The 18,765-nt window shown below is 43.5% G+C and carries 19 protein-coding genes, 1 pseudogene, 1 riboswitch and 1 other annotated feature (1 of these 22 only partly in view); of the genes and pseudogenes, 9 read left to right on the top strand and 11 right to left on the bottom strand.

Translation table 11 applies throughout. The features are described 5' to 3' along the window. Positions 1–175 (bottom strand) — a binding site (T-box leader) (it extends 51 nt beyond the left edge of the window). 42 nt (positions 176–217) lie between these two features. The 6 genes from D8844_RS03785 to D8844_RS03755 all read right to left on the bottom strand — a co-directional run bounded on the left by D8844_RS03785 (position 218) and on the right by D8844_RS03755 (position 7,134). Beyond that, positions 218–1,444, bottom strand: coding sequence for a DegT/DnrJ/EryC1/StrS family aminotransferase (locus D8844_RS03785; protein WP_185757660.1), 1,227 nt, complete (start codon positions 1,442–1,444; stop codon positions 218–220). A gap of 42 nt (positions 1,445–1,486) precedes the next feature. Beyond that, positions 1,487–2,179: a sugar transferase gene (locus D8844_RS03780; protein ID WP_125422018.1), complete on the bottom strand. Its 693-nt coding sequence runs from the start codon at positions 2,177–2,179 to the stop codon at positions 1,487–1,489. Between the two features lie 183 nt (positions 2,180–2,362). Next, positions 2,363–4,105, bottom strand: a complete 1,743-nt coding sequence (locus tag D8844_RS03770; protein WP_125422012.1) for an ABC transporter ATP-binding protein — start codon at positions 4,103–4,105, stop codon at positions 2,363–2,365. Further along, positions 4,095–5,840, bottom strand: a complete 1,746-nt coding sequence (locus D8844_RS03765; RefSeq protein ID WP_125422009.1) for an ABC transporter ATP-binding protein — start codon at positions 5,838–5,840, stop codon at positions 4,095–4,097. The genes D8844_RS03770 and D8844_RS03765 overlap by 11 nt, the downstream gene beginning before the upstream one ends. Positions 5,841–6,046: 206 nt before the next feature. Continuing rightward, a complete protein-coding gene (locus D8844_RS03760; RefSeq protein WP_000174432.1) occupies positions 6,047–6,682 on the bottom strand; it encodes a DUF421 domain-containing protein in 636 nt (211 codons plus the stop codon). Next, the gene (locus tag D8844_RS03755) at positions 6,679–7,134 is read right to left on the bottom strand and encodes a DUF3290 family protein (RefSeq protein ID WP_125422006.1); all 456 of its coding nucleotides are present in this window, start codon (positions 7,132–7,134) and stop codon (positions 6,679–6,681) included. The genes D8844_RS03760 and D8844_RS03755 overlap by 4 nt, the downstream gene beginning before the upstream one ends. Before the next feature lie 133 nt (positions 7,135–7,267). Here D8844_RS03755 and D8844_RS03750 point away from each other — a divergent pair, with 133 nt between their 5' ends. The 4 genes from D8844_RS03750 (at position 7,268) to D8844_RS03735 (ending at position 10,934) form a co-directional block, all read left to right on the top strand. Next, entirely contained in the window at positions 7,268–8,095 is an 828-nt protein-coding gene (locus D8844_RS03750; protein WP_125328204.1) for an exodeoxyribonuclease III, read from the top strand. Positions 8,096–8,106: 11 nt separating this feature from the next. After that, positions 8,107–8,493, top strand: a complete 387-nt coding sequence (locus D8844_RS03745) for a bleomycin resistance protein (RefSeq protein WP_000386238.1) — start codon at positions 8,107–8,109, stop codon at positions 8,491–8,493. Positions 8,494–8,626: 133 nt separating this feature from the next. Next, positions 8,627–8,722: riboswitch (purine riboswitch) on the top strand. Positions 8,723–9,090: 368 nt separating this feature from the next. Further along, the gene (locus D8844_RS03740; RefSeq protein WP_125422003.1) at positions 9,091–9,672 is read left to right on the top strand and encodes a xanthine phosphoribosyltransferase; all 582 of its coding nucleotides are present in this window, start codon (positions 9,091–9,093) and stop codon (positions 9,670–9,672) included. Continuing rightward, a complete protein-coding gene (locus tag D8844_RS03735; RefSeq protein ID WP_125422000.1) occupies positions 9,672–10,934 on the top strand; it encodes a nucleobase:cation symporter-2 family protein in 1,263 nt (420 codons plus the stop codon). Before D8844_RS03740 ends, D8844_RS03735 begins: the two co-directional genes overlap by 1 nt. Before the next feature lie 32 nt (positions 10,935–10,966). Here D8844_RS03735 and D8844_RS03730 read toward each other — a convergent pair whose 3' ends face one another. The 3 genes from D8844_RS03730 to D8844_RS03720 form a co-directional block, all read right to left on the bottom strand. Continuing rightward, entirely contained in the window at positions 10,967–11,371 is a 405-nt protein-coding gene (locus tag D8844_RS03730) for a PaaI family thioesterase (protein WP_070696131.1), read from the bottom strand. A 69-nt stretch (positions 11,372–11,440) separates the two neighbouring features. Continuing rightward, on the bottom strand, positions 11,441–12,922 hold the full coding sequence (locus tag D8844_RS03725) for a UDP-glucose--hexose-1-phosphate uridylyltransferase (protein WP_000176972.1): 1,482 nt from the start codon (positions 12,920–12,922) through the stop codon (positions 11,441–11,443). An 18-nt stretch (positions 12,923–12,940) separates the two neighbouring features. Next, positions 12,941–14,119 (bottom strand): galactokinase, encoded by a 1,179-nt coding sequence (locus D8844_RS03720; protein WP_000189888.1) that lies wholly within the window; start codon positions 14,117–14,119, stop codon positions 12,941–12,943. A gap of 163 nt (positions 14,120–14,282) precedes the next feature. Between D8844_RS03720 and galR the strand changes: the two genes are divergently transcribed. Next, on the top strand, positions 14,283–15,287 hold the full coding sequence (gene galR / locus D8844_RS03715; protein ID WP_125421997.1) for a DNA-binding transcriptional regulator GalR: 1,005 nt from the start codon (positions 14,283–14,285) through the stop codon (positions 15,285–15,287). Between the two features lie 35 nt (positions 15,288–15,322). On the opposite strand, the gene D8844_RS03710 is transcribed toward galR, so the two are convergent. Next, on the bottom strand, positions 15,323–16,213 hold the full coding sequence (locus tag D8844_RS03710) for a cation diffusion facilitator family transporter (RefSeq protein ID WP_125421995.1): 891 nt from the start codon (positions 16,211–16,213) through the stop codon (positions 15,323–15,325). A 132-nt stretch (positions 16,214–16,345) separates the two neighbouring features. Here D8844_RS03710 and D8844_RS03705 point away from each other — a divergent pair, with 132 nt between their 5' ends. Beyond that, positions 16,346–16,900: a TetR/AcrR family transcriptional regulator gene (locus D8844_RS03705; RefSeq protein WP_125421993.1), complete on the top strand. Its 555-nt coding sequence runs from the start codon at positions 16,346–16,348 to the stop codon at positions 16,898–16,900. Positions 16,901–16,926: 26 nt separating this feature from the next. Further along, positions 16,927–17,259 carry a hypothetical protein gene (locus D8844_RS03700; protein WP_000958147.1) on the top strand — a complete coding sequence of 111 codons (333 nt, stop codon included), beginning with the start codon at positions 16,927–16,929 and terminating at the stop codon, positions 17,257–17,259. Positions 17,260–17,293: 34 nt separating this feature from the next. Here the strand turns inward: D8844_RS03700 and pnuC are convergent. After that, positions 17,294–17,800, bottom strand: a pseudogene (gene pnuC / locus D8844_RS03695) (nicotinamide riboside transporter PnuC); the annotation flags it as partial. A gap of 39 nt (positions 17,801–17,839) precedes the next feature. Here pnuC and D8844_RS10505 point away from each other — a divergent pair. After that, entirely contained in the window at positions 17,840–18,535 is a 696-nt protein-coding gene (locus tag D8844_RS10505) for an IS6 family transposase (protein WP_125421990.1), read from the top strand. Continuing rightward, positions 18,528–18,764 carry a hypothetical protein gene (locus D8844_RS03685; RefSeq protein ID WP_001287843.1) on the top strand — a complete coding sequence of 79 codons (237 nt, stop codon included), beginning with the start codon at positions 18,528–18,530 and terminating at the stop codon, positions 18,762–18,764. The genes D8844_RS10505 and D8844_RS03685 overlap by 8 nt, the downstream gene beginning before the upstream one ends. Position 18,765 lies beyond the last annotated feature (1 nt).

Below are 18,765 nucleotides of genomic sequence, written 5' to 3'. Positions count from 1 at the left end.
CCTTTACATCTCTGCCTTGTCTAACAACAAGTTGCACTGTAAGGTGTGCGCACCGAATTTTCATTGTTTCAAATTCATTTTTAAAATCAGCCCACTTTCACTACTTCCAACCACCTGTTCACAATCACCACAGGCTCCCTGAAGATCAAAAATAGTTACTTTTCTGATTTGTTGAGAATATTATATGCTATTGTCCGCTTTTTGTCAAGATTTTTTATTATTTTTTTCCAGAACCGAGGATTTCTTCAGAAATTCTCACTAAAGTCTGAACGATGTAATCAACTTCTTCATCGCTTAATTTTGTATGAAGAGGAAGCGTAATTTCATTTTCAAAGAAGGCATAGGCTCTTGGATAATCTGCCATATCAAAACCAAGATTCTTATAGGCTGTCAGGAGAGGAAGCGGTTTATAGTGTACATTACTTGCAATTCCTGCTTTGGCCAATTCTTGGATGATAAGGTTGCGTTCTTCTAAGCTTGCTGCTTCTACATGGGTGATGTAGAGGTGGCGTGAAGATTCGACAGTATCAGTCTTGTGTGCCAGTGGGTGAATACGAGTACCCGCAAAACCACGATCATAACGGTCCACGATGTCCTTACGACGTTGTAGCAAAGCTGGGTAACGATCCAATTGTACCAAACCAATCGAAGCCATGATATCCGTCATGTTACACTTGTAGGCTGGTGTTACGATATCGTATTCCCATGAACCCAATTGCATCTTGGCAAGAGCATCCTTTGTTTGACCGTGAAGGGAAAGAATTTGGAATTCCTTATACATCTCTTCGTCGTCAATAGCTGGATTGGCCTTCCAAGTCGCACTTCCTCCCTCAGCCGTTGTAAAGTTCTTGACTGCGTGGAAAGAGAATGATGTAAAGTCAGCAATCGAACCAGCTGCTTGTCCTTTATAAGTGGAACCCAAAGCATGGGCACTATCAGAGACAATCACGATACGATTAAAGGCCTTTTGCCACTTGCTAGTAGCTGTAAAGAGATCACGTTTTTTCTCCACGACTTGGAACAAACGGTCATAGTCGCAAACAATCCCTGCAAGCTCAACCGGAATAATCACCTTAGTTTTCTCAGTAATAGCTTGCTCAAGCAAGTCATAGTCCATTTCAAAAGTATCTGCTTGAATATCCACCATGACAGGTGTCGCTCCCACGTGAGTGATAACACTACATGAAGCCGTGTAAGTCATAGCTGGAACGATGACTTCATCACTAGGTCCCACTTCCAAAACACGTAAAATCAACTCAAGAGCAGCAGTTGCAGAGTTGAGGCAGACAGTCTTAGGCGTCTGTGTATATTGGGACAAGCGACGCTCCAGTTCTTTTGTCTTCGGACCTGTTGTGATCCAACCAGAACGCAGGGTATCCGCTACTTCAGCAATTTCAGCTTCGGTAATATCGGGTGGTGAAAATGGAATATTGTAATTTGGCATTGATTTGCTCCTTTTATCTGTACTCATTTTCTCATGATTACATTATTTTAGCACTTCAAACACGGTTTGAAACATGATTTTGATGTCTCCAAGGAAACTAAACTCTCGGAGATAGGCGAGGTTATAGCGCATCTTCTCAGGAAGGACGTGCTCTACATAGGCCTGATCAACCGTCAGGCCTTTCTCCGTCATTTGACTGATGATCGTGTCCTCATCCTTGTAGTTGATGCTGGCTGGAGAGGTGATTCCTGCTGGCAAGAGCAAGGTCGCCATCATTTCAGGGCTATACTGCTCGGTGTAACGTGGCACTTCAGGACGCGTCCCTACAAAGGACATCTCGCCTTTAAGGACATTGACCAACTGAGGCAGTTCGTCCAAACGGACACGACGGATGAAATTGCCAACCTTAGTAATGCGGCTATCATTAGCTGAAGTCACCAGACTGCCTTTTTTATCCGCATCCGTCACCATGGTACGGAACTTCCAAATCTTGAACCGACGGTTATACTGGGTCACGCGCTCTTGCTTGTAAATGACAGGTCCCTTGCTATCCAACTTAATCCAAATGCTCAAGACAAGAAAGACGGGAGAGGTCAAAAGTAGCAAAAACAGGGCCAGAACCCAGTCCAGGCAACGCTTGAAAACCAGCGAACCTTTCCTTTTAGAGACAAGCTGGCAGTAAGACTTAACCTCGCTTGATTGCATTTCCACGGGTAGGTCTTCCCATTTCAGCATGCTGTTTCTCCTTTGTTTTTATTATACTATTTGTCAACATTTTTCATTATACCACAAAATGGAAAAGGCGGTGCAAGAAATCTGTGATTTGAAGAATTTCCTTCTTATACTCAATGAAAATCATAGTGCAGCTTTGAGGTCGCAGATAAAGCTGACATGGTTTGAAGAGATTTCCAAAGAGTATTAGGACATAGCTCCAGCCTGCAAGCTATACATCTTGTGATAGGTTCCTCCCAAGGCCAAGAGTTCCTCATGGGTTCCACTCTCGATGATGCGCCCCTTGTCCAAGACATAGATGCCGTTGGCATCCTGGATGGTCGAAAGGCGGTGGGCGATAGCAATGGTTGTCCGCCCCTTTCTCATCTTAGCTAGGGAATCTTGAACCAAACTTTCTGTTTCAGAGTCAATATTGGCTGTCGCTTCATCCAAAATCAGGATTTTAGGTTGACTGGCGACTGTTCTAGCAAAAGCAAGAAGCTGTCGCTGGCCAGTAGAAAAGCTCGAACCACGCTCAGAAACATGTGCATCATAACCCTGCGGAAGGTCCTGAATAAAGGAATCTGCATCCACAAAGGCAGCCGCAACCTGGACCTGATCATCACTAAGATCTTGGTACATGGCGATATTGGACTTGATAGTCCCGTGATAGAGGAAGGGTTCCTGTAAGACCAGACCGATGTTCTTTCTCAGCTCTTCCTGACTGTAGTTTCGGATATCCACACCATCCAAGAGAACGCAGCCTGACTGAAATTCATAAAAGCGCATGAGGACATTGATAATGGAAGATTTCCCAGAACCTGTATGTCCTACAAAAGCAATGGTTTCACCTTTCTTTACTGAAAAGGAAATGTCATCCAGAATCGGATGTTTGCCATCATATGAGAAACACACATGTTCAAAACGGATATTGCCTTCTGTAATCTTTGCTTGACTATCCTTTTGAAGGGGTTCATAGGTCCTCTCGTCAATCAAGGCAAAGACACGGCCTGCAGACACCATGGATGTTTGAAGGGTTGAAAAGTTTTGCGTCACCTCAATTAGGGGATCAAAAAGGCGGTTGATGTACTGGATGAAGGCATACATGGTTCCGGCCGTTATTCCGATAGAAAGACCACGGTAACCAAAGTAGGCCATCAAAACGGCGTAGCCTAGGAGCTTCAGCAAACTCATGGCAGGCCGCAAAAAGAGGGCATCCAAGGCTACAGATCGGTTGGCATAGACCAAGTGTTCTTGGTTGATTTCATCAAATTCTGCTTGCAGACGCTTCTCTTGATTAAAGGCCTGGATAATCCTGATTCCCTCGATATTCTCTGCCAGCTTACTATTGATATCCGACAAGAGACTTCTGGTTTTCTCGATGATTTTCACTGACTTTTTCCGGTAGAGATTGACCAAAAGGAAAATCAAGGGTAGAAAGAGCAAAACTAAAGCTGTCAAACGAAAATCCAGCACCAACATGGTATACAGAGTGGTCAGAAAGATGAAAACTGCTGAAATAAAGCTGGATAAAATCCCTGAAAACATATCACTGATGGTCTCAGTATCGTTGGTCAACCGAGAAACGATGGAGCCTGCTGGCGTCTTGTCAAAATAAGACATGCCCAGTTTCTCCATATTGGCAAAGGCATCGCGACGAATATCTCTGACAATACTGTAGGACACCCGCGCAAAGAGAAGATTGCCGACATACTGGACCAGAGTTTGTAGGATATAGAGGCCATAGTAGGCCAGCAAAACGGTCACGGCCAGTTGATTAAGATTGCTGAGGTACTGGTCGATAAAGTGGGAAGCCACAAGGGGAATGACACTTTTAATGACCGTAGTCGCAAGGAGAAAACTGAGTGCCAAAAAGGTCAGGAGGCCATAGGGCTTGAGATAGGACATCAAGCGCGTCAATACAGCCCATTGTTCTTTCTTATTCTGCATCTTCTTCTCCTTTCATTTCCAACTGCTGAGACTGGTAGGTTTGGGCATACCAGCCATCTAAAGCTAGCAGGTCTTCGTGTGTACCGCGTTCGATAATTTGGCCATTTTGCAGAACCAAAATCAAATCTGCATGAACAACTGCACTGAGACGATGTGCTGTGATGATAGTTGTCTTACCCTTCCGCGTCTCCTTGAGATTGTCGATGATGGCATACTCCGTCTTGGCATCCACGGCGGACAAGGAATCATCTAAAATCAAGATATCAGGGTCTAGAATCATAGCCCGACTCATGGCTAGGCGCTGCTTTTGCCCACCAGATAGACTGACCCCTTTTTCACCGATAACTGTATCAAATCCTTGAGGCATGTCCACAATATCTTTATAAACTTGAGCTAGCTTAGTCGCTTCCTCAACTGCTGAAAGGGGCAAGTTAGGATTGCCAAAGCGGATATTGTCTAAGATCGAGGTCGCAAAGAGGAACTGGTCCTGAGGAACATAGCCCATGAGACTGCGAAGGTCTGTCAGACGATAGTCGCGAATATCATGACCATTTAGATAAATAGCTCCCCTATCCACATCGTACTCACGCAAGAGGAGTTTGATCAAGGATGTTTTCCCAGAGCCTGTCTGTCCGACCAAACCTAGGGTTTGCCCTTTTTCTAAACTAAAGTGAATATCCGTCAGTGTCTCCTCATTTTCAAAGGCAAAACTATCAATATCGTACTCCAAGCGTCCATTTTCAATACCGTCCAGAGGACATTCAGGATCTTGTACAGGTGATTCCTGAGACAAAAGATTTTCGATCCGCTGGTAAGAAACCTTGCCTCGCTGAGTGATATTAAAGAGAAAGCCAATTGCCATAAGAGGCCAAACCAGCATATCCAAGTAGCTGATAAAGGTGACCAGATTCCCAACAGTGATCTGCCCTTCCTGAACCATCAAAGAACCGACCAAAAGGGTTAAAACATAGGATGAACCAACAAACAAGAGAACCATGGGGTCAAAGAGACTATCGTACTTCATGGTTTGGAGATTCTTTTGGAAGGTCAATTCATTGACTGCCTGAAAAGACTCTAGCTCGTCCGCCTGATAACCGAAAGACTTGGTCACTTTGATACCTGATACAGACTCCTGCACCTTGTTATTGAGTTCAGAAAAGGCAGCTTGGGATTCTCCGAAAGCCTTATGAGTCTTTCTCCCTAGACGACTGGTCGCATAAGCCATGAAAGGCAGGGGCAAAATGGCAACCAGAGTCATCTGCCATGAAATGCTAAAAAGCATGGTCAACAAAGTCACCAGTGCCGTGATGGAAGCATCCACTGCTGACATGACACCACCACCTGCGAGACGAGTTAAGGCATTGATGTCATTTGTAGCGTGCGCCATCAAATCCCCTGTCCGATAGGTCTGATAAAAGGCAGGCGACATTTTAGTAAAATGCTCAAACAAACGAGACCGCATAATCTGCCCTAGACGGTAGGAAGTTCCAAGGATATACATGCGCCACACATAGCGCAGATAATACATACCAAAGGCTGCCAGCAGTAGATAAAATAGATTAAGAAGGAGGTCCTGCTGGGTTAATTGCCCCGCCGTAATGGCATCAATCACCCGTCCCATGACCATGGGGGGAATGAGATTGAGGACGGAAACCAAGACTAAGGCCACAATCCCGACTAGATAACGGCGCTTTTCTAACTTGAAAAACCACCAGAGTTTTTGAATAATGGACATAAAATCCCTTTCTGATTGCAAATGGAAACCTGAGGCCAAGACTCAATGAAAATCAAAGAGCAAACTAGGAAACTAGCCGCAGGCTGCTCAAAGCACTGCTTTGCGGTTGTAGATAGAACTGACGAAGTCAGTAACCTACATACGGCAAGGCGACGTTGACGCAGTTTGAATTTGATTTTTGAAGAGTACAAGACCCCAGGTTTTTCTTATTCATAGGTTACGACTGAGACGACACCCTTGTCATACTCAGCGATAAAGATATTGGCAACATTGTCATACCCTTGTTTGCTGAGGTTATCAAGCAGCCATTCTTCGCTCCGACCAATGGACTCCAAAATTTCGACTTGGATAACACCGTCTGTGACAACAGGATACTTGGGATTCTCATCTCCCATTTGGACTACGATGAGTTGACCGTTTTGCTCCTGCATAGCGCGTTTGACTTGTTTCATTTGGAAAATTCCCTGGCTACGGAGCTTAAGAGCTACATCCGCTGCTGATAAACCAACCGAACGGCAGGCTTCTGGATCAATCTTTCCATTTTTGATGAGCAGAGTTGGCTTCCCATCAATCAAACGTTTCACAAAGTGAACATTGTTGTTGAGCCATTTGAGAGTCAAGACCAGAATGGTCCACATAATCAGGATAACTGCATACTGAAGGATACTGATGGCACTATTGTAAATCACCCCACCGATGATACCCCCGAGTACATAGTTCTGAATTTGATCTATTGCTGAGTTAGGCGCTAGGTTACCCTTTCCTGTCACATTAATTACAAAAACCAGAGAAAAGAGACCCAAGGCTAGTTTAATTAAAATTTCGATATAATTGAGTGTCATTTGTTCACCTCCACCAGTTCAATTGCATCTGTTTTATACAATTCGACTTTCTCTAGCAGGTACTTGTCTGGCTCACTTCCGTTCAAGGCACGGTAATAGCGATCTCCGACCTTGAGAAGTGCTCCATCCGTTTCTGCAGAAGTATTGACATAAACTTCCGACTTGTCAACTCCCAATTCTTTGGAAACAAGCTCGATGAAATGAAGTGAAGCTTGAAATTTATTATTAGATACTTGATTGTTTTGATAAGTTGTGATGCTGACCAAAAGGAGGGCTAATAAGGTCAAAGCTGAAATCATGACCAACTCACGAAATTTGGTCCCCTTTTTATCATGATAAGCCTTGAAAGCTAAAAATCCTGTCACAGCTAATAGGACAATCCCTAAACCAATCATGATGCCATTTTGCTGACCGATTTGGCTGAGTACATAGTCATAAGAATAGAATTTCATGTATTTTCACTCCCTTTCATAAAATCATTCTTAATTATAAACGAAAGAGGGTGATTTTTCAAACCATACGTTGGGGAAATGCGCCATTTTTTGGTATAATATAGTCTGTAATCTGAATGAAAAAGGTAACTTTATGAAACTCATATCATGGAATATTGATTCCCTCAATGCAGCCCTAACGAGTGACTCAGCTCGTGCAAAATTGTCCCAAGAAGTCCTACAAACCTTGGTAGCCGAAAATGCTGATATTATCGCTATTCAGGAAACCAAGCTTTCTGCAAAAGGGCCTACAAAAAAACACTTGGAAATTTTAGAAGAACTCTTCCCAGGTTATGAAAACACTTGGCGTTCCTCCCAAGAACCTGCTCGCAAAGGCTACGCTGGAACCATGTTCCTCTATAAGAAAGAACTCACACCAACGATTAGCTTCCCAGAAATCGGGGCTCCTTCTACCATGGACTTGGAAGGCCGCATCATCACCTTGGAATTTGATACATTTTTCGTGACCCAAGTTTACACTCCAAACGCTGGTGATGGTTTGAAACGCTTGGAAGAGCGTCAAGTCTGGGATGTCAAATACGCTGAGTATTTGGCGCAACTAGACAAAGAAAAACCAGTCCTTGCGACTGGAGACTACAACGTAGCCCACAAGGAAATCGACCTTGCAAATCCTGCCAGCAACCGCCGTTCACCTGGTTTTACAGACGAGGAGCGTGCTGGCTTTACCAACCTTTTGGCAACTGGATTTACCGACACCTTCCGCCATATTCACGGCGATGTCCCAGAGCGTTATACTTGGTGGGCCCAACGCAGCAAGACTTCTAAAATCAACAATACAGGCTGGAGAATCGACTACTGGCTCACTAGCAACCGCGTGGCTGACAAGGTGACCAAGTCTGACATGATTGACTCGGGTGCGCGTCAAGACCATACGCCGATTGTATTGGAAATTGAACTCTAAGGAGAAAGCTAATGGACTATCAAGCTGTCATTCCTGAATTTGTAGTATCTGACCTCGAAAAGTCACGCCACTTCTACTGCGATTTGCTGGGATTTTCTGTCGAATACGAGCGTCCAGAGGAGAAATTTCTCTTCCTCTCGCTTGAAGACTGCCAACTTATGCTAGAAGAAGGCAGCACAGAAGAATTAGCCCAACTAACCTATCCTTTCGGGCGCGGTGTCAATATTTCCTTTGGTATTGAAGATGTCCCTCAGCTCCACCAAAAACTGCTGGAGGCCAACTATCCTATTTATCGTCCTTTGACTAAGAGAACATTTCGTGTTGGGGATCACTACATCTATCCTCACGAATTTGCAGTCTTGGATCCAGATGGTTATTTTTTAAGATTTAGCGAATAGAAAAATAAAAGGCTACAATACTTTCTAGCGTTGCAGCCTTTTATTCGTTCGCTTTTATGATCTATTTGCTAACAAAACATTTGATTTATAAAGCTAATTAGTGTAAAATAAAAACATTGGCAGTTGCCTATTTAAAATTGAATATCATTTTACTTGTTTATGTCGTGAATTGGCACGACGTTTCTACAAGGTGCCGGAACACCTAACAATGAGTATGTCAGCTGAAGGTATGGTTTTGGCCATGCCTATTTTGGGGACTTACTTAGGGGATTAAGTAGGTCCTTTTTTAGTATTTTGCTAAGGCTAGCCTTCAAGGTTAAATATAATATTTTTAATATTTCCCTTATTTAGTACGGACGGGAGGTGAAATTATCCTGTGGATAATTTCAGGAATCCAGGGAATTTCATCCCTAATTTTTGAGCCAAAAGTCTCAAAAATCCCGTCATAGACAATAACAAGATTATTGTCTATGATACCACTACTTCGGGAAATATTTGATAAAACTCGCTTCGCTCGTACTAGTTTTATCAAATACTGGTTCACTATAGAAACAGTTAACCATCAAGTAAATTGACTTTTAGACTTTAGGAGGTCTTATGAAATTATTAGAAGAGCGCATCCTCGAGGATGGGCATATCTTGGGTGACAACATCCTCAAGGTGGATTCTTTTTTAACCCACCAAGTTGACTTTAGCTTAATGCGAGAGATTGGTAAGATTTTTGCGGAAAAATTCGCTACTGCTGGCATTACCAAGGTCGTGACCATTGAAGCGTCAGGCATTGCCCCAGCCGTTTTTACAGCTGAAGCCTTAAATGTGCCCATGATTTTCGCCAAGAAAGCTAAAAACATCACCATGAATGAAGGAATCTTAACTGCTGAGGTCTACTCCTTTACCAAGCAGGTGACCAGCACCGTTTCCATCGCTGGAAAATTCCTCTCACCAGAGGACAAAATCTTGATTATCGATGATTTCCTTGCTAATGGCCAAGCAGCCAAAGGCTTGATCCAAATCATCGAACAAGCTGGAGCAAAAGTTGAAGCGATTGGTATCGTAATTGAAAAATCCTTCCAAGATGGTCGTGATTTGCTTGAAAAAGCAGGCTATCCCGTCCTATCACTTGCTCGTTTGGATCGTTTTGAAAATGGTCAGGTCGTATTTAAGGAGGCAGATCTCTAATGCAAACTCAAGAAAAACATTCGCAAGCAGCCGTTCTTGGCTTGCAGCACTTACTAGCCATGTACTCTGGTTCTATCTTGGTTCCTATCATGATAGCGACAGCTCTTGGCTATTCAGCTGAGCAGTTGACCTACTTAATCTCCACAGATATCTTCATGTGTGGGGTGGCAACCTTCCTTCAACTCCAACTCAACAAATACTTTGGGATTGGACTACCAGTCGTTCTCGGAGTTGCCTTCCAATCCGTCGCTCCCTTGATTATGATTGGGCAAAGTCATGGTAGTGGTGCTATGTTTGGTGCCCTTATCGTTTCTGGAATTTATGTGGTTCTGATTTCAGGTGTTTTCTCAAAAGTAGCCAATCTCTTCCCATCTATCGTAACAGGCTCTGTCATTACCACGATTGGATTGACCCTGATTCCTGTCGCTATTGGAAATATGGGAAATAATGTTCCAGAGCCAACTGGTCAAAGTCTCTTGCTTGCAGCTATCACTGTTCTGATTATCCTCTTGATCAACATCTTTACCAAAGGATTTATCAAGTCGATTTCGATTTTGATTGGGTTGGTCGTTGGAACTGCCATTGCTGCTACCATGGGCTTGGTAGATTTCTCCCCTGTTGCGGCAGCACCGCTTGTCCATGTTCCCACTCCCCTATACTTTGGGGTGCCAACCTTTGAAATCTCCTCTATTGTCATGATGTGTATCATCGCAACGGTGTCCATGGTTGAGTCAACTGGTGTTTATTTGGCCTTGTCTGATATTACCAATGACCCAATCGACAGCACGCGCCTGCGCAACGGTTATCGTGCAGAAGGTCTGGCCGTACTTCTCGGAGGAATCTTTAACACCTTCCCTTACACAGGATTTTCACAAAACGTTGGTTTGGTTAAATTGTCAGGTATCAAGACCCGTCTGCCAATCTACTACGCAGCTGGTTTCCTGGTTCTCCTTGGACTCCTACCTAAGTTTGGAGCCCTAGCCCAAATCATTCCAAGCCCTGTTCTTGGAGGGGCCATGCTGGTAATGTTTGGTTTTGTTTCCCTTCAAGGGATGCAAATCCTAGCGCGCGTTGACTTTGCTAACAATGAACACAACTTCCTTATCGCAGCTGTCTCCATCGCTGCAGGTGTCGGACTCAACAATAGTAATCTCTTCGTCAGCATGCCGACAACCTTCCAAATGTTCTTCTCAAATGGAATCGTCGTAGCCAGCCTACTGGCCATTGTCCTCAATGCAGTATTAAACCGGAAGAAGAAATAAGAAAAAGAGGTGCGAGCCTCTTTTTTGTTTATCTATATCCTCACCTGTCTTTCTGCTGACCGCTGGCCTGTGACAAACATGGTAAAGGTTGCCTTGCAGACATTTCTGCCTTCTTGATTGGTAATATCGACATCCACGACACAGGTTGTGCGACCTTGATGGACACATTCTCCTTTAATGGTCAACACGTCGTCGCGTTTTCCTGCCTTGAGGTAGTTGATAGAAGACTGAAGCGTCACTCCATCAAGCCCCAGAGAGATAACCACCAAACCACTAATCTGGTCACAAAGAGTAAAGAGATAGCCACCATGGGCATTGCCATAGTAGTTGAGCGACGAGTCCACTACTTTTGTCGTCACCACAACATGACCATCTCTCATTTTTTCAATTTCGTAATTTTCAAAGGCAGATATAGCATCAAAATGAAAATCTTTCATCGTTTCCTCCTGATAGTTCAAACGACACTATGATACTACTTTTTATAGGACTGTGCAAGGAGAAAGCTCCTAGTCTGGCAAAATTCCGACCTGCTCAACAAAACGCATAAAAGCTGCCTGTCCTTGTTCCGTCTGCTTGTAAACTCCTGCATCCTCCAAAACACGTGCAAAAATAGCACCCACAGAGTCCTTGACGATTTCAAGGGCTTTTTCTTTATCTGCTAGGTCCGGATGTTGGGCTTTGAGCTGGTCTGCCCATTCTTGATGATAGTCGGCAACTATATCATCATCTCCCACAAGATAGCTAGCAACCTGTTCCACTTCTGCTTTCAAACGTGGCGGCAGGATAGCCAAACCCATGACCTCAATCAAGCCGATATTTTCCTTCTTGATATGTTGGACATCCTTGTGGGGATGATAGATGCCATCAGGATGTTCTGGCGATGTCTGATTGTCCCGCAAGACCAAGTCCAACTCAAACTGTCCATCGCGTTTACGAGCAATCGGTGTGATGGTGTGATGCGGTGTCCCGTCTGTCTCTGCTAAAATCTGGACTTCAGGGTCTGAATACTGTCGCCATTCCTGTAAAATCTTGTCAGCCAAGTTAATCAAATCCTCCTTGGAATCTGAAGTCAAACGTAGCACTGACATTGGCCACTTAACAATCCCAGCCTTGACCTGCTCAAAACCAGCAAAACAGAAAGTCTTTTGCAAAGGAGCCAATTCCATAGGAAATACGTGACGGCCTCCTTGATAGTGGTCATGAGTTAGAATAGAGCCCCCCACAATTGGCAGGTCGGCATTAGAGCCTGCAAAATAGCCAGGAAACTGCTCTACAATCGCCAGCAGACGCTCAAAACTCTGACGACTAATGGCCATAGGTCGATGCTGACCGTCTAAGAAAATACAGTGCTCATTAAAATAAGCATAGGGCGAATACTGGAAGCCCCACTCCTGACCCGCCATTTCGAAACGGATAATGCGGTGATTGCTGCGAGCTGGGTGGTTGACTCGACCATGGTAGCCTTCATTCTCTAGACAAAGCTGACACTGAGGATAATTGCTAGCTTGCACCAACTTGGCTGCTGCAATCTCTTTCGGATCCTTTTCAGGCTTAGAGAGGTTGATGGTGATCTCAAGTTCTCCGTAGTCAGATGGAACACGATAAGCAATATTCTTAGAAATAGCCTTGAGCTTGATGTAGTCATTTTTCTGGCTGAGCTGGTAAAAATCCCCTATCGCCTGCTCAGGAGAGTGAGCATAGGTTGTCCAAAAGTCACGATTAACCTGACTTGGACAAGGAGTTACCAAGTCCATCAGTTCAGAACCGAGGATTTCACGCGCAGCCTGATTATCCTCAATCGTCTCTAATCGAACCGCTTCCTCGACCAGCTGGTCCTTGAGGTCAATCAATTTATCTAGATCAGTCTCAACTTCCAAAACACCTTCACCCACTCGCGCCAAAACACGATTGGTTAGGTAGATTCGATCCATTTCCTCAAATGAACTTTCAGCAATAACATGTGTTACAAATTTATCTACTAAGGTCACTATAAAGCCTCCTTTTAACTAGTCAAGGACGCGAGTGCCACCTGCAACTTCAGCGATATAGAAGCTAGGAGCATATCCAACGACTTCCTCGTAGTGCTTGCCTACAGCTTCCTTAAAGGACTCAACAGCGTCTTTTCGCACCAAGGCAATGGCACATCCGCCAAATCCTGCCCCTGTCATACGAGCACCAAGAACACCTTCCTGAGCCCAAGCTGTGTGAACAAGAGTATCCAATTCCAAGCCAGTTACTTCATAGTCATGTTCTAGAGAAACGTGAGATGCATTCATCAAGCGACCAAATGTTTCCAAATCACCTGCTTGAAGAGCTGCTTGTGCTTTGAGGGTACGTTGGTTTTCAAGCACAGCATGGCGAGCACGTTTTAAGCGATTTTCATCTTTAATCAGATAGCTGTATTGGTCAAAGGCCCACTCATCCAATTCACCCAAGGTCTGAATATCCAAGGCAACTTGCAATTCTTCGACAGCTTTTTCACACTCAGCACGGCGTTCATTGTACTTAGAGTCCGCCAGTTCACGACGTTTGTTGGTATTCATGATAACAACGACATTGTCCTTCAAATCAAGTGGCACCAAGTCGTATTCTAACGTATTGGTATCCAGGTAAATGGCCCGTTGGTCAGCTCCCATACCGATAGCAAACTGGTCCATAATACCAGAGTTGACTCCGATAAAGTTATTTTCTGTTTGTTTTCCGATTTTAACCAAATCCAAACGGTCTAGTTTTAAACCAAAGAGATGCTCTGCCACAACCCCTGTCAAAAGTTCCAAAGATGCTGATGAAGACAAGCCTGCACCATTTGGGATATTCCCATAAACATAAAAATCAAACCCTTTGTCAATCACATGTCCAGCTTCTTGCAAGAAATGAAGAACCCCTTTTGGATAGTTGGTCCAGCTGTGCTCTTTTTCAAATTTGAGGTCAGCAAGAGGCACTTCGATGATACCATTGTCCTCAAAGTTGGCTGAGTAGAAACGCAAGACTTGGTCGTCACGCTTGCGAGCCGCTCCATAGGTTCCCAAGGAAATAGCAGCTGGAAAAACGTGCCCACCGTTGTAGTCTGTGTGTTCACCAATCAAATTGATACGACCTGGTGAAAAGAAAGTTTGGTCTGCTTCTTGACCAAAAACGGCAAGAAAGTCTTTGCGAAGGGCTTCAGTAGTAAGATCTTGTGTCATATAAATTCTCCTTTGACTGTCGTTAAGTCACCTTAACGTGTAATCGTTTTCTTCTATTGTATCCAAGGGAGTTGCCAAGGTCAATCCTTTTTACTAAACTTTTACTAAACTATCAGTAAAAAGCAGAAAAATATGATATACTAACCTAAAAGGAGGAGGATTTATGGCTACCTTAAAAGACATCGCACAGCTAGCCTCTGTCTCTATCGCGACCGTATCTCGTGTCCTCAATCGCGACCAGAGTCTATCTGTTACAGAAGAAACCAGACACCGTATTTTAACTGTCGCTGAAGAGCTGGGCTACACCAAGCATCTCAAGACAGGCGAATCCCACAAGCCCAAGCAAAAGATTGCCATTATCCAATGGGTCAGCGAACAAGGGGAGTTGGACGACCTCTACTACTACCAGATTCGTCTCGGTATTGAAAAAAGAGCCCAAGAGTTGGACTATGATATCTTGCGCTATTTTAACGACCATCCTTTTACATTAAGCGAGGAAGTGATCGGCATTCTCTGCATCGGAAAGTTCAGCCGAGCTCAGATTGCTGCCTTTGAAGAATACCAAAAACCTCTAGTCTTTATAGACAGCGTCACCCTCTCACTAGGTCATACCTGTATTATCACTGACTTTTACACTGCTGTGAAACAAGTTGTAGACCATTTCCTCAGCCAAGGGATGAACCGTATTGGAATTCTCACAGGCCTTGAGGAAACAACCGACCAGGAAGAAATTATCCAGGATAAGCGGCTAGAGAATTTCAAAGACATTACCCAAGCAAATGGTATCTACCATGAAGAACTGGTCTTTCAGGGGAGCTTTACTGCCCAGTCTGGCTATGACTTGATGAAGGAGGCCATTCACAAGCTAGGAGAACAACTCCCACCAGCCTTTTTCGCTGCCAGCGATAGTTTAGCCATCGGCGCCCTTCGTGCCCTTCAAGAAGCTGGAATCAGCCTACCAGACCGCGTCAGCCTCATTTCTTTTAACGACACCAGCCTGACTAAGCAGGTCTATCCTCCCCTTTCTAGCATCACTGTCTATACCGAAGAAATGGGCCGAGCAGGGATGGATATTCTTAACAAGGAAGTTCTACACGGTCGCAAAATACCTAGCCTAACCATGCTGGGCACCAGACTGACATTGAGAGAAAGTACACGGAATGAATAGAATATCAAAACGACCTCTTATTGAGGTCGTCTTTTCTAATGATGATGCCCATGCTTCTGCTCTAACTCTCTCACCTTCCGCCTATGTTGCGCATGATTACTTTGACTGCTATCCACTTCAATAGTGATATTCTGCACGCCTCTTTCTTCTAAACATTGACGCACCACTTCTTTGGTCCCCATCATCTGCTCCCAGTCCTCGATACAGATGTGGACAATAGCATTGTTCTCCAGACCATCCATGGACCAAATACTAAGTTGATTGACACTGTTGACATTGGGTAGAACCTCTAAATCTTTCTCCAAATCACTTGTCTCGACCCCTTCTGGCACAGCATCTAGGAAAATTTTCAGTGCGCTCCAAAAGCGAGGAATGGCTTTCGACAGAATAAAGATAGAAATAACCAGCGATAAAAGCGGATCAAGGATATACCAATCTGTAAATCGGAGGATAATCGCCATTAGGATGACTGCCAACCAACCAAGAGTGTCTTCCAAAAAATGCAAGCTAAGAATTGACTCATTCTTTGTCTTTCCTTTACGAACTACCAGACTTGCTAGTACATTGATAACTACTGCAATGATTCCCAGCCAGAGGATGCCAGTCTCATTGACGGGTTGCGGGTGAGCGATCTTTGTGATATTTTCCAAGATCACTAGGACAGACCCTATCATAAGAATCACAGCCGTTAGCATGGCCCCTAAAAGACTAAAACGTTTGTAACCCAAGGTGTACTGTCTATCTTCTTCACGGTTTGAAATTGTTTCTAAAAGGGCTGAGATGCCAATGGCTATAGCATCTCCCAAGTCATGAACAGAATCAGCAAGAACTGCACTTGAACCAAAGATTCCTCCTGCGATAAACTCAACAATCGCATAGCTTAAATTTAAGAAAAAAGCTAACCAGATAGATGTTTTAGAATTCATTTCTCTCCCTCCTTTGGTATAATGGGTATATACATACTTCTTTCATTTGTATTATCTAATAAAATCCAAAGAAAGGATAGAAGCAAACTGTCAGCCCTGTTCAGTTCTGAACAGTTTGTCTCAAGTGTCTATATGCCAAAAAGAGACCGTCGAGTCAGCAAGACGAAAAAAGCCATCTACCAAGCTTTTTTACAACTTTTGAACGACAAGGGCTATGATGCCACTACTGTTCAGGATATCATTGACCTAGCAGATGTTGGACGTTCTACTTTTTACTGTCACTATGAAAGCAAGGAACTCCTTTTAGATGAGCTCTGTCGCTACCTCTTTCATCATCTCTTTGAAAGGGAAGAACACTTGACTACAGAAGACTACCTGGCACATATCTTTTTACATTTTCAGAAAAACCAGGACCATGTCACCAGTCTCCTTTTTTCCAAAAACGACTACTTCCTCCGCCAACTACACAAGGAACTCGAACACCACGTTTATCCCATGGTGGCGGATGACTTGCAAGAGGCCTATCCAAACATTCCGGCCTCCTACCTCCAGCATTTTGTTGTAACGAACTTTATCGAGACCCTAACTTGGTGGCTAAAAAAAGGAAAATCTTATACTGAAGACCAAGTGGTGAAATTTTACCTTGATGTAATGGAGATGACCTCTACAACTCCACTTGATAACTAAGCCTGTAACTCAGAAAGGAACCAACTATGTTAACTTCGATGATTCTAGGAATACTAACAATCGTACTAGCTCTCGCATTCTCATTACTTCACCTTGCTGCTGCTTTTTCAGCTATGAAACAAAAGAACTACAGTCTAGGAAACACGTGCATCTTGGTTGGCAGTTGCCTCACTTCTCTGGCTCTAGCCATCTTTTACTTCGTCCCAGTTGCGACCATTCTTCTATGGATTGTGGGCTCGAGTATCGTCTGCTATGGAGCCTACTGGAACGGCCAACAGAAAGAAAAACAACATATCTCGCACCACATCGTTCGTATAACGACCGCTATTATCATTACGGTATTATTCATTTTGCTCTAACACAAAAAGGATCATCTGATCCTTTTTTACTTTTTTAAGAGCTTTTTGCTGCCTTGCTCCACTGATACCACCCAACTAGACTATTGATGAGATAAATTAGGTATTTCCCTTGGATTTGCAGGCTTTCTCCCCACTAGAGATAGATTGAAAAGACATTGGTAGCTGCCCAGAATATCCATTGTTCACGGTAAACAGCTGTCATGAGGATTTGCCCAACCCCATTGGTCGCATCGGTGATGGAATCGCGATAAGGACGATTGGCTCCGATAGACTGATAAATGAACCCAAAGGCCAACCACCAAATAACACTAATAGAAAGATACTTTGTCCAACCCTTGCCGTCTAGTTTACGTGCGACAAACTCTTGTTGTTCTTTCTTAAACTGGGCTTGATAAATCCAAACCAAGAGACCAATTGGCTGCATAATTGTAAAATAGAGAGTTGTTAAAACCTCACCATAGAAGCCTTTTTGAAGGGCAAGCACCAGATAAATGATGGAATTAATCAAACCAAATAGGTAGTTACTAGCACGACCTTCAGCTTCTCAAAGAGCAGAAAAAAGGTTAGTAAGGCTTGAGAGATGAATCATTTTAAAGGCAAACAATTCCAACAAGACGTCATCATTGTCGCTGTTGGTTATTACCTACGTTACAATCTGAGCTATCGTGAAGTTCAGGAATTGCTTTATGACCGTGGAATAAATGTTTGTCACACTACGATTTATCGGTGGGTTCAAGAATACAGTAAAATCCTCTATCATCTCTGGAAAAAGAAAAATAAACAGTCCTTCTATTCGTGGAAAATGGATGAAACCTATATCAAAATTAAGGGGCGTTGGCATTATCTCTATCGAGCGATTGATGCGGACGGTTTAACATTGGATATCTGGTTACGAAAGAAACGTCGAGCAGACGATAACAGCTATAAGTTAGAAGATACCGCCTATCAAGAAGATAAAGCACGCAAAGCAGAAACCGAAGATAAGCTAGCTATTGAAGCAATGAAAAGCAAGTACACCACGCTATTGCTAGAAAATATGTTGCTAAGTCCGTTTGAAATGCAAGATACAAAAATCATGGCAGAATTGCAAGTCCATGTTTACCCCCTCTATGACGAACTGAAAGAATTAAGAGGGCTAAATAGTGTTAAAGACCACTTGTCTTATGTTGCCAGCAGACGTGAAGAATATTCTAAGCATAATATCGCACGCTACCTCAAAAAAACCATTGAACAATATCTACCAACGGTTAAAAGGCAGGACTTAAACCATGAGTGAAGACTTAAAAACGATCAAAGAGCTGGCGGATGAGTTGAGTGTTACAAAACAAAATATTCAATATCACTACCAAAGGTTACCAAAAGAATTACAGCTTAAAAGTTCCAATGGGTCTAATCTAATAAATTCTAAAGCAGAAAAAATAATTTTAGGTAAAGTAGAAAGTAGTAGCAAATCAAGTAGCAAAGACCAACAAATAGAAAAACTAACTAATTTGTTAGACCAGTAAC

This window comes from Streptococcus oralis (genome assembly GCF_003942875.1).
Classification (GTDB): Bacteria; Bacillota; Bacilli; order Lactobacillales; family Streptococcaceae; genus Streptococcus; species Streptococcus oralis_BX.
This window is presented reverse-complemented; position numbering and strand designations above follow the sequence as displayed.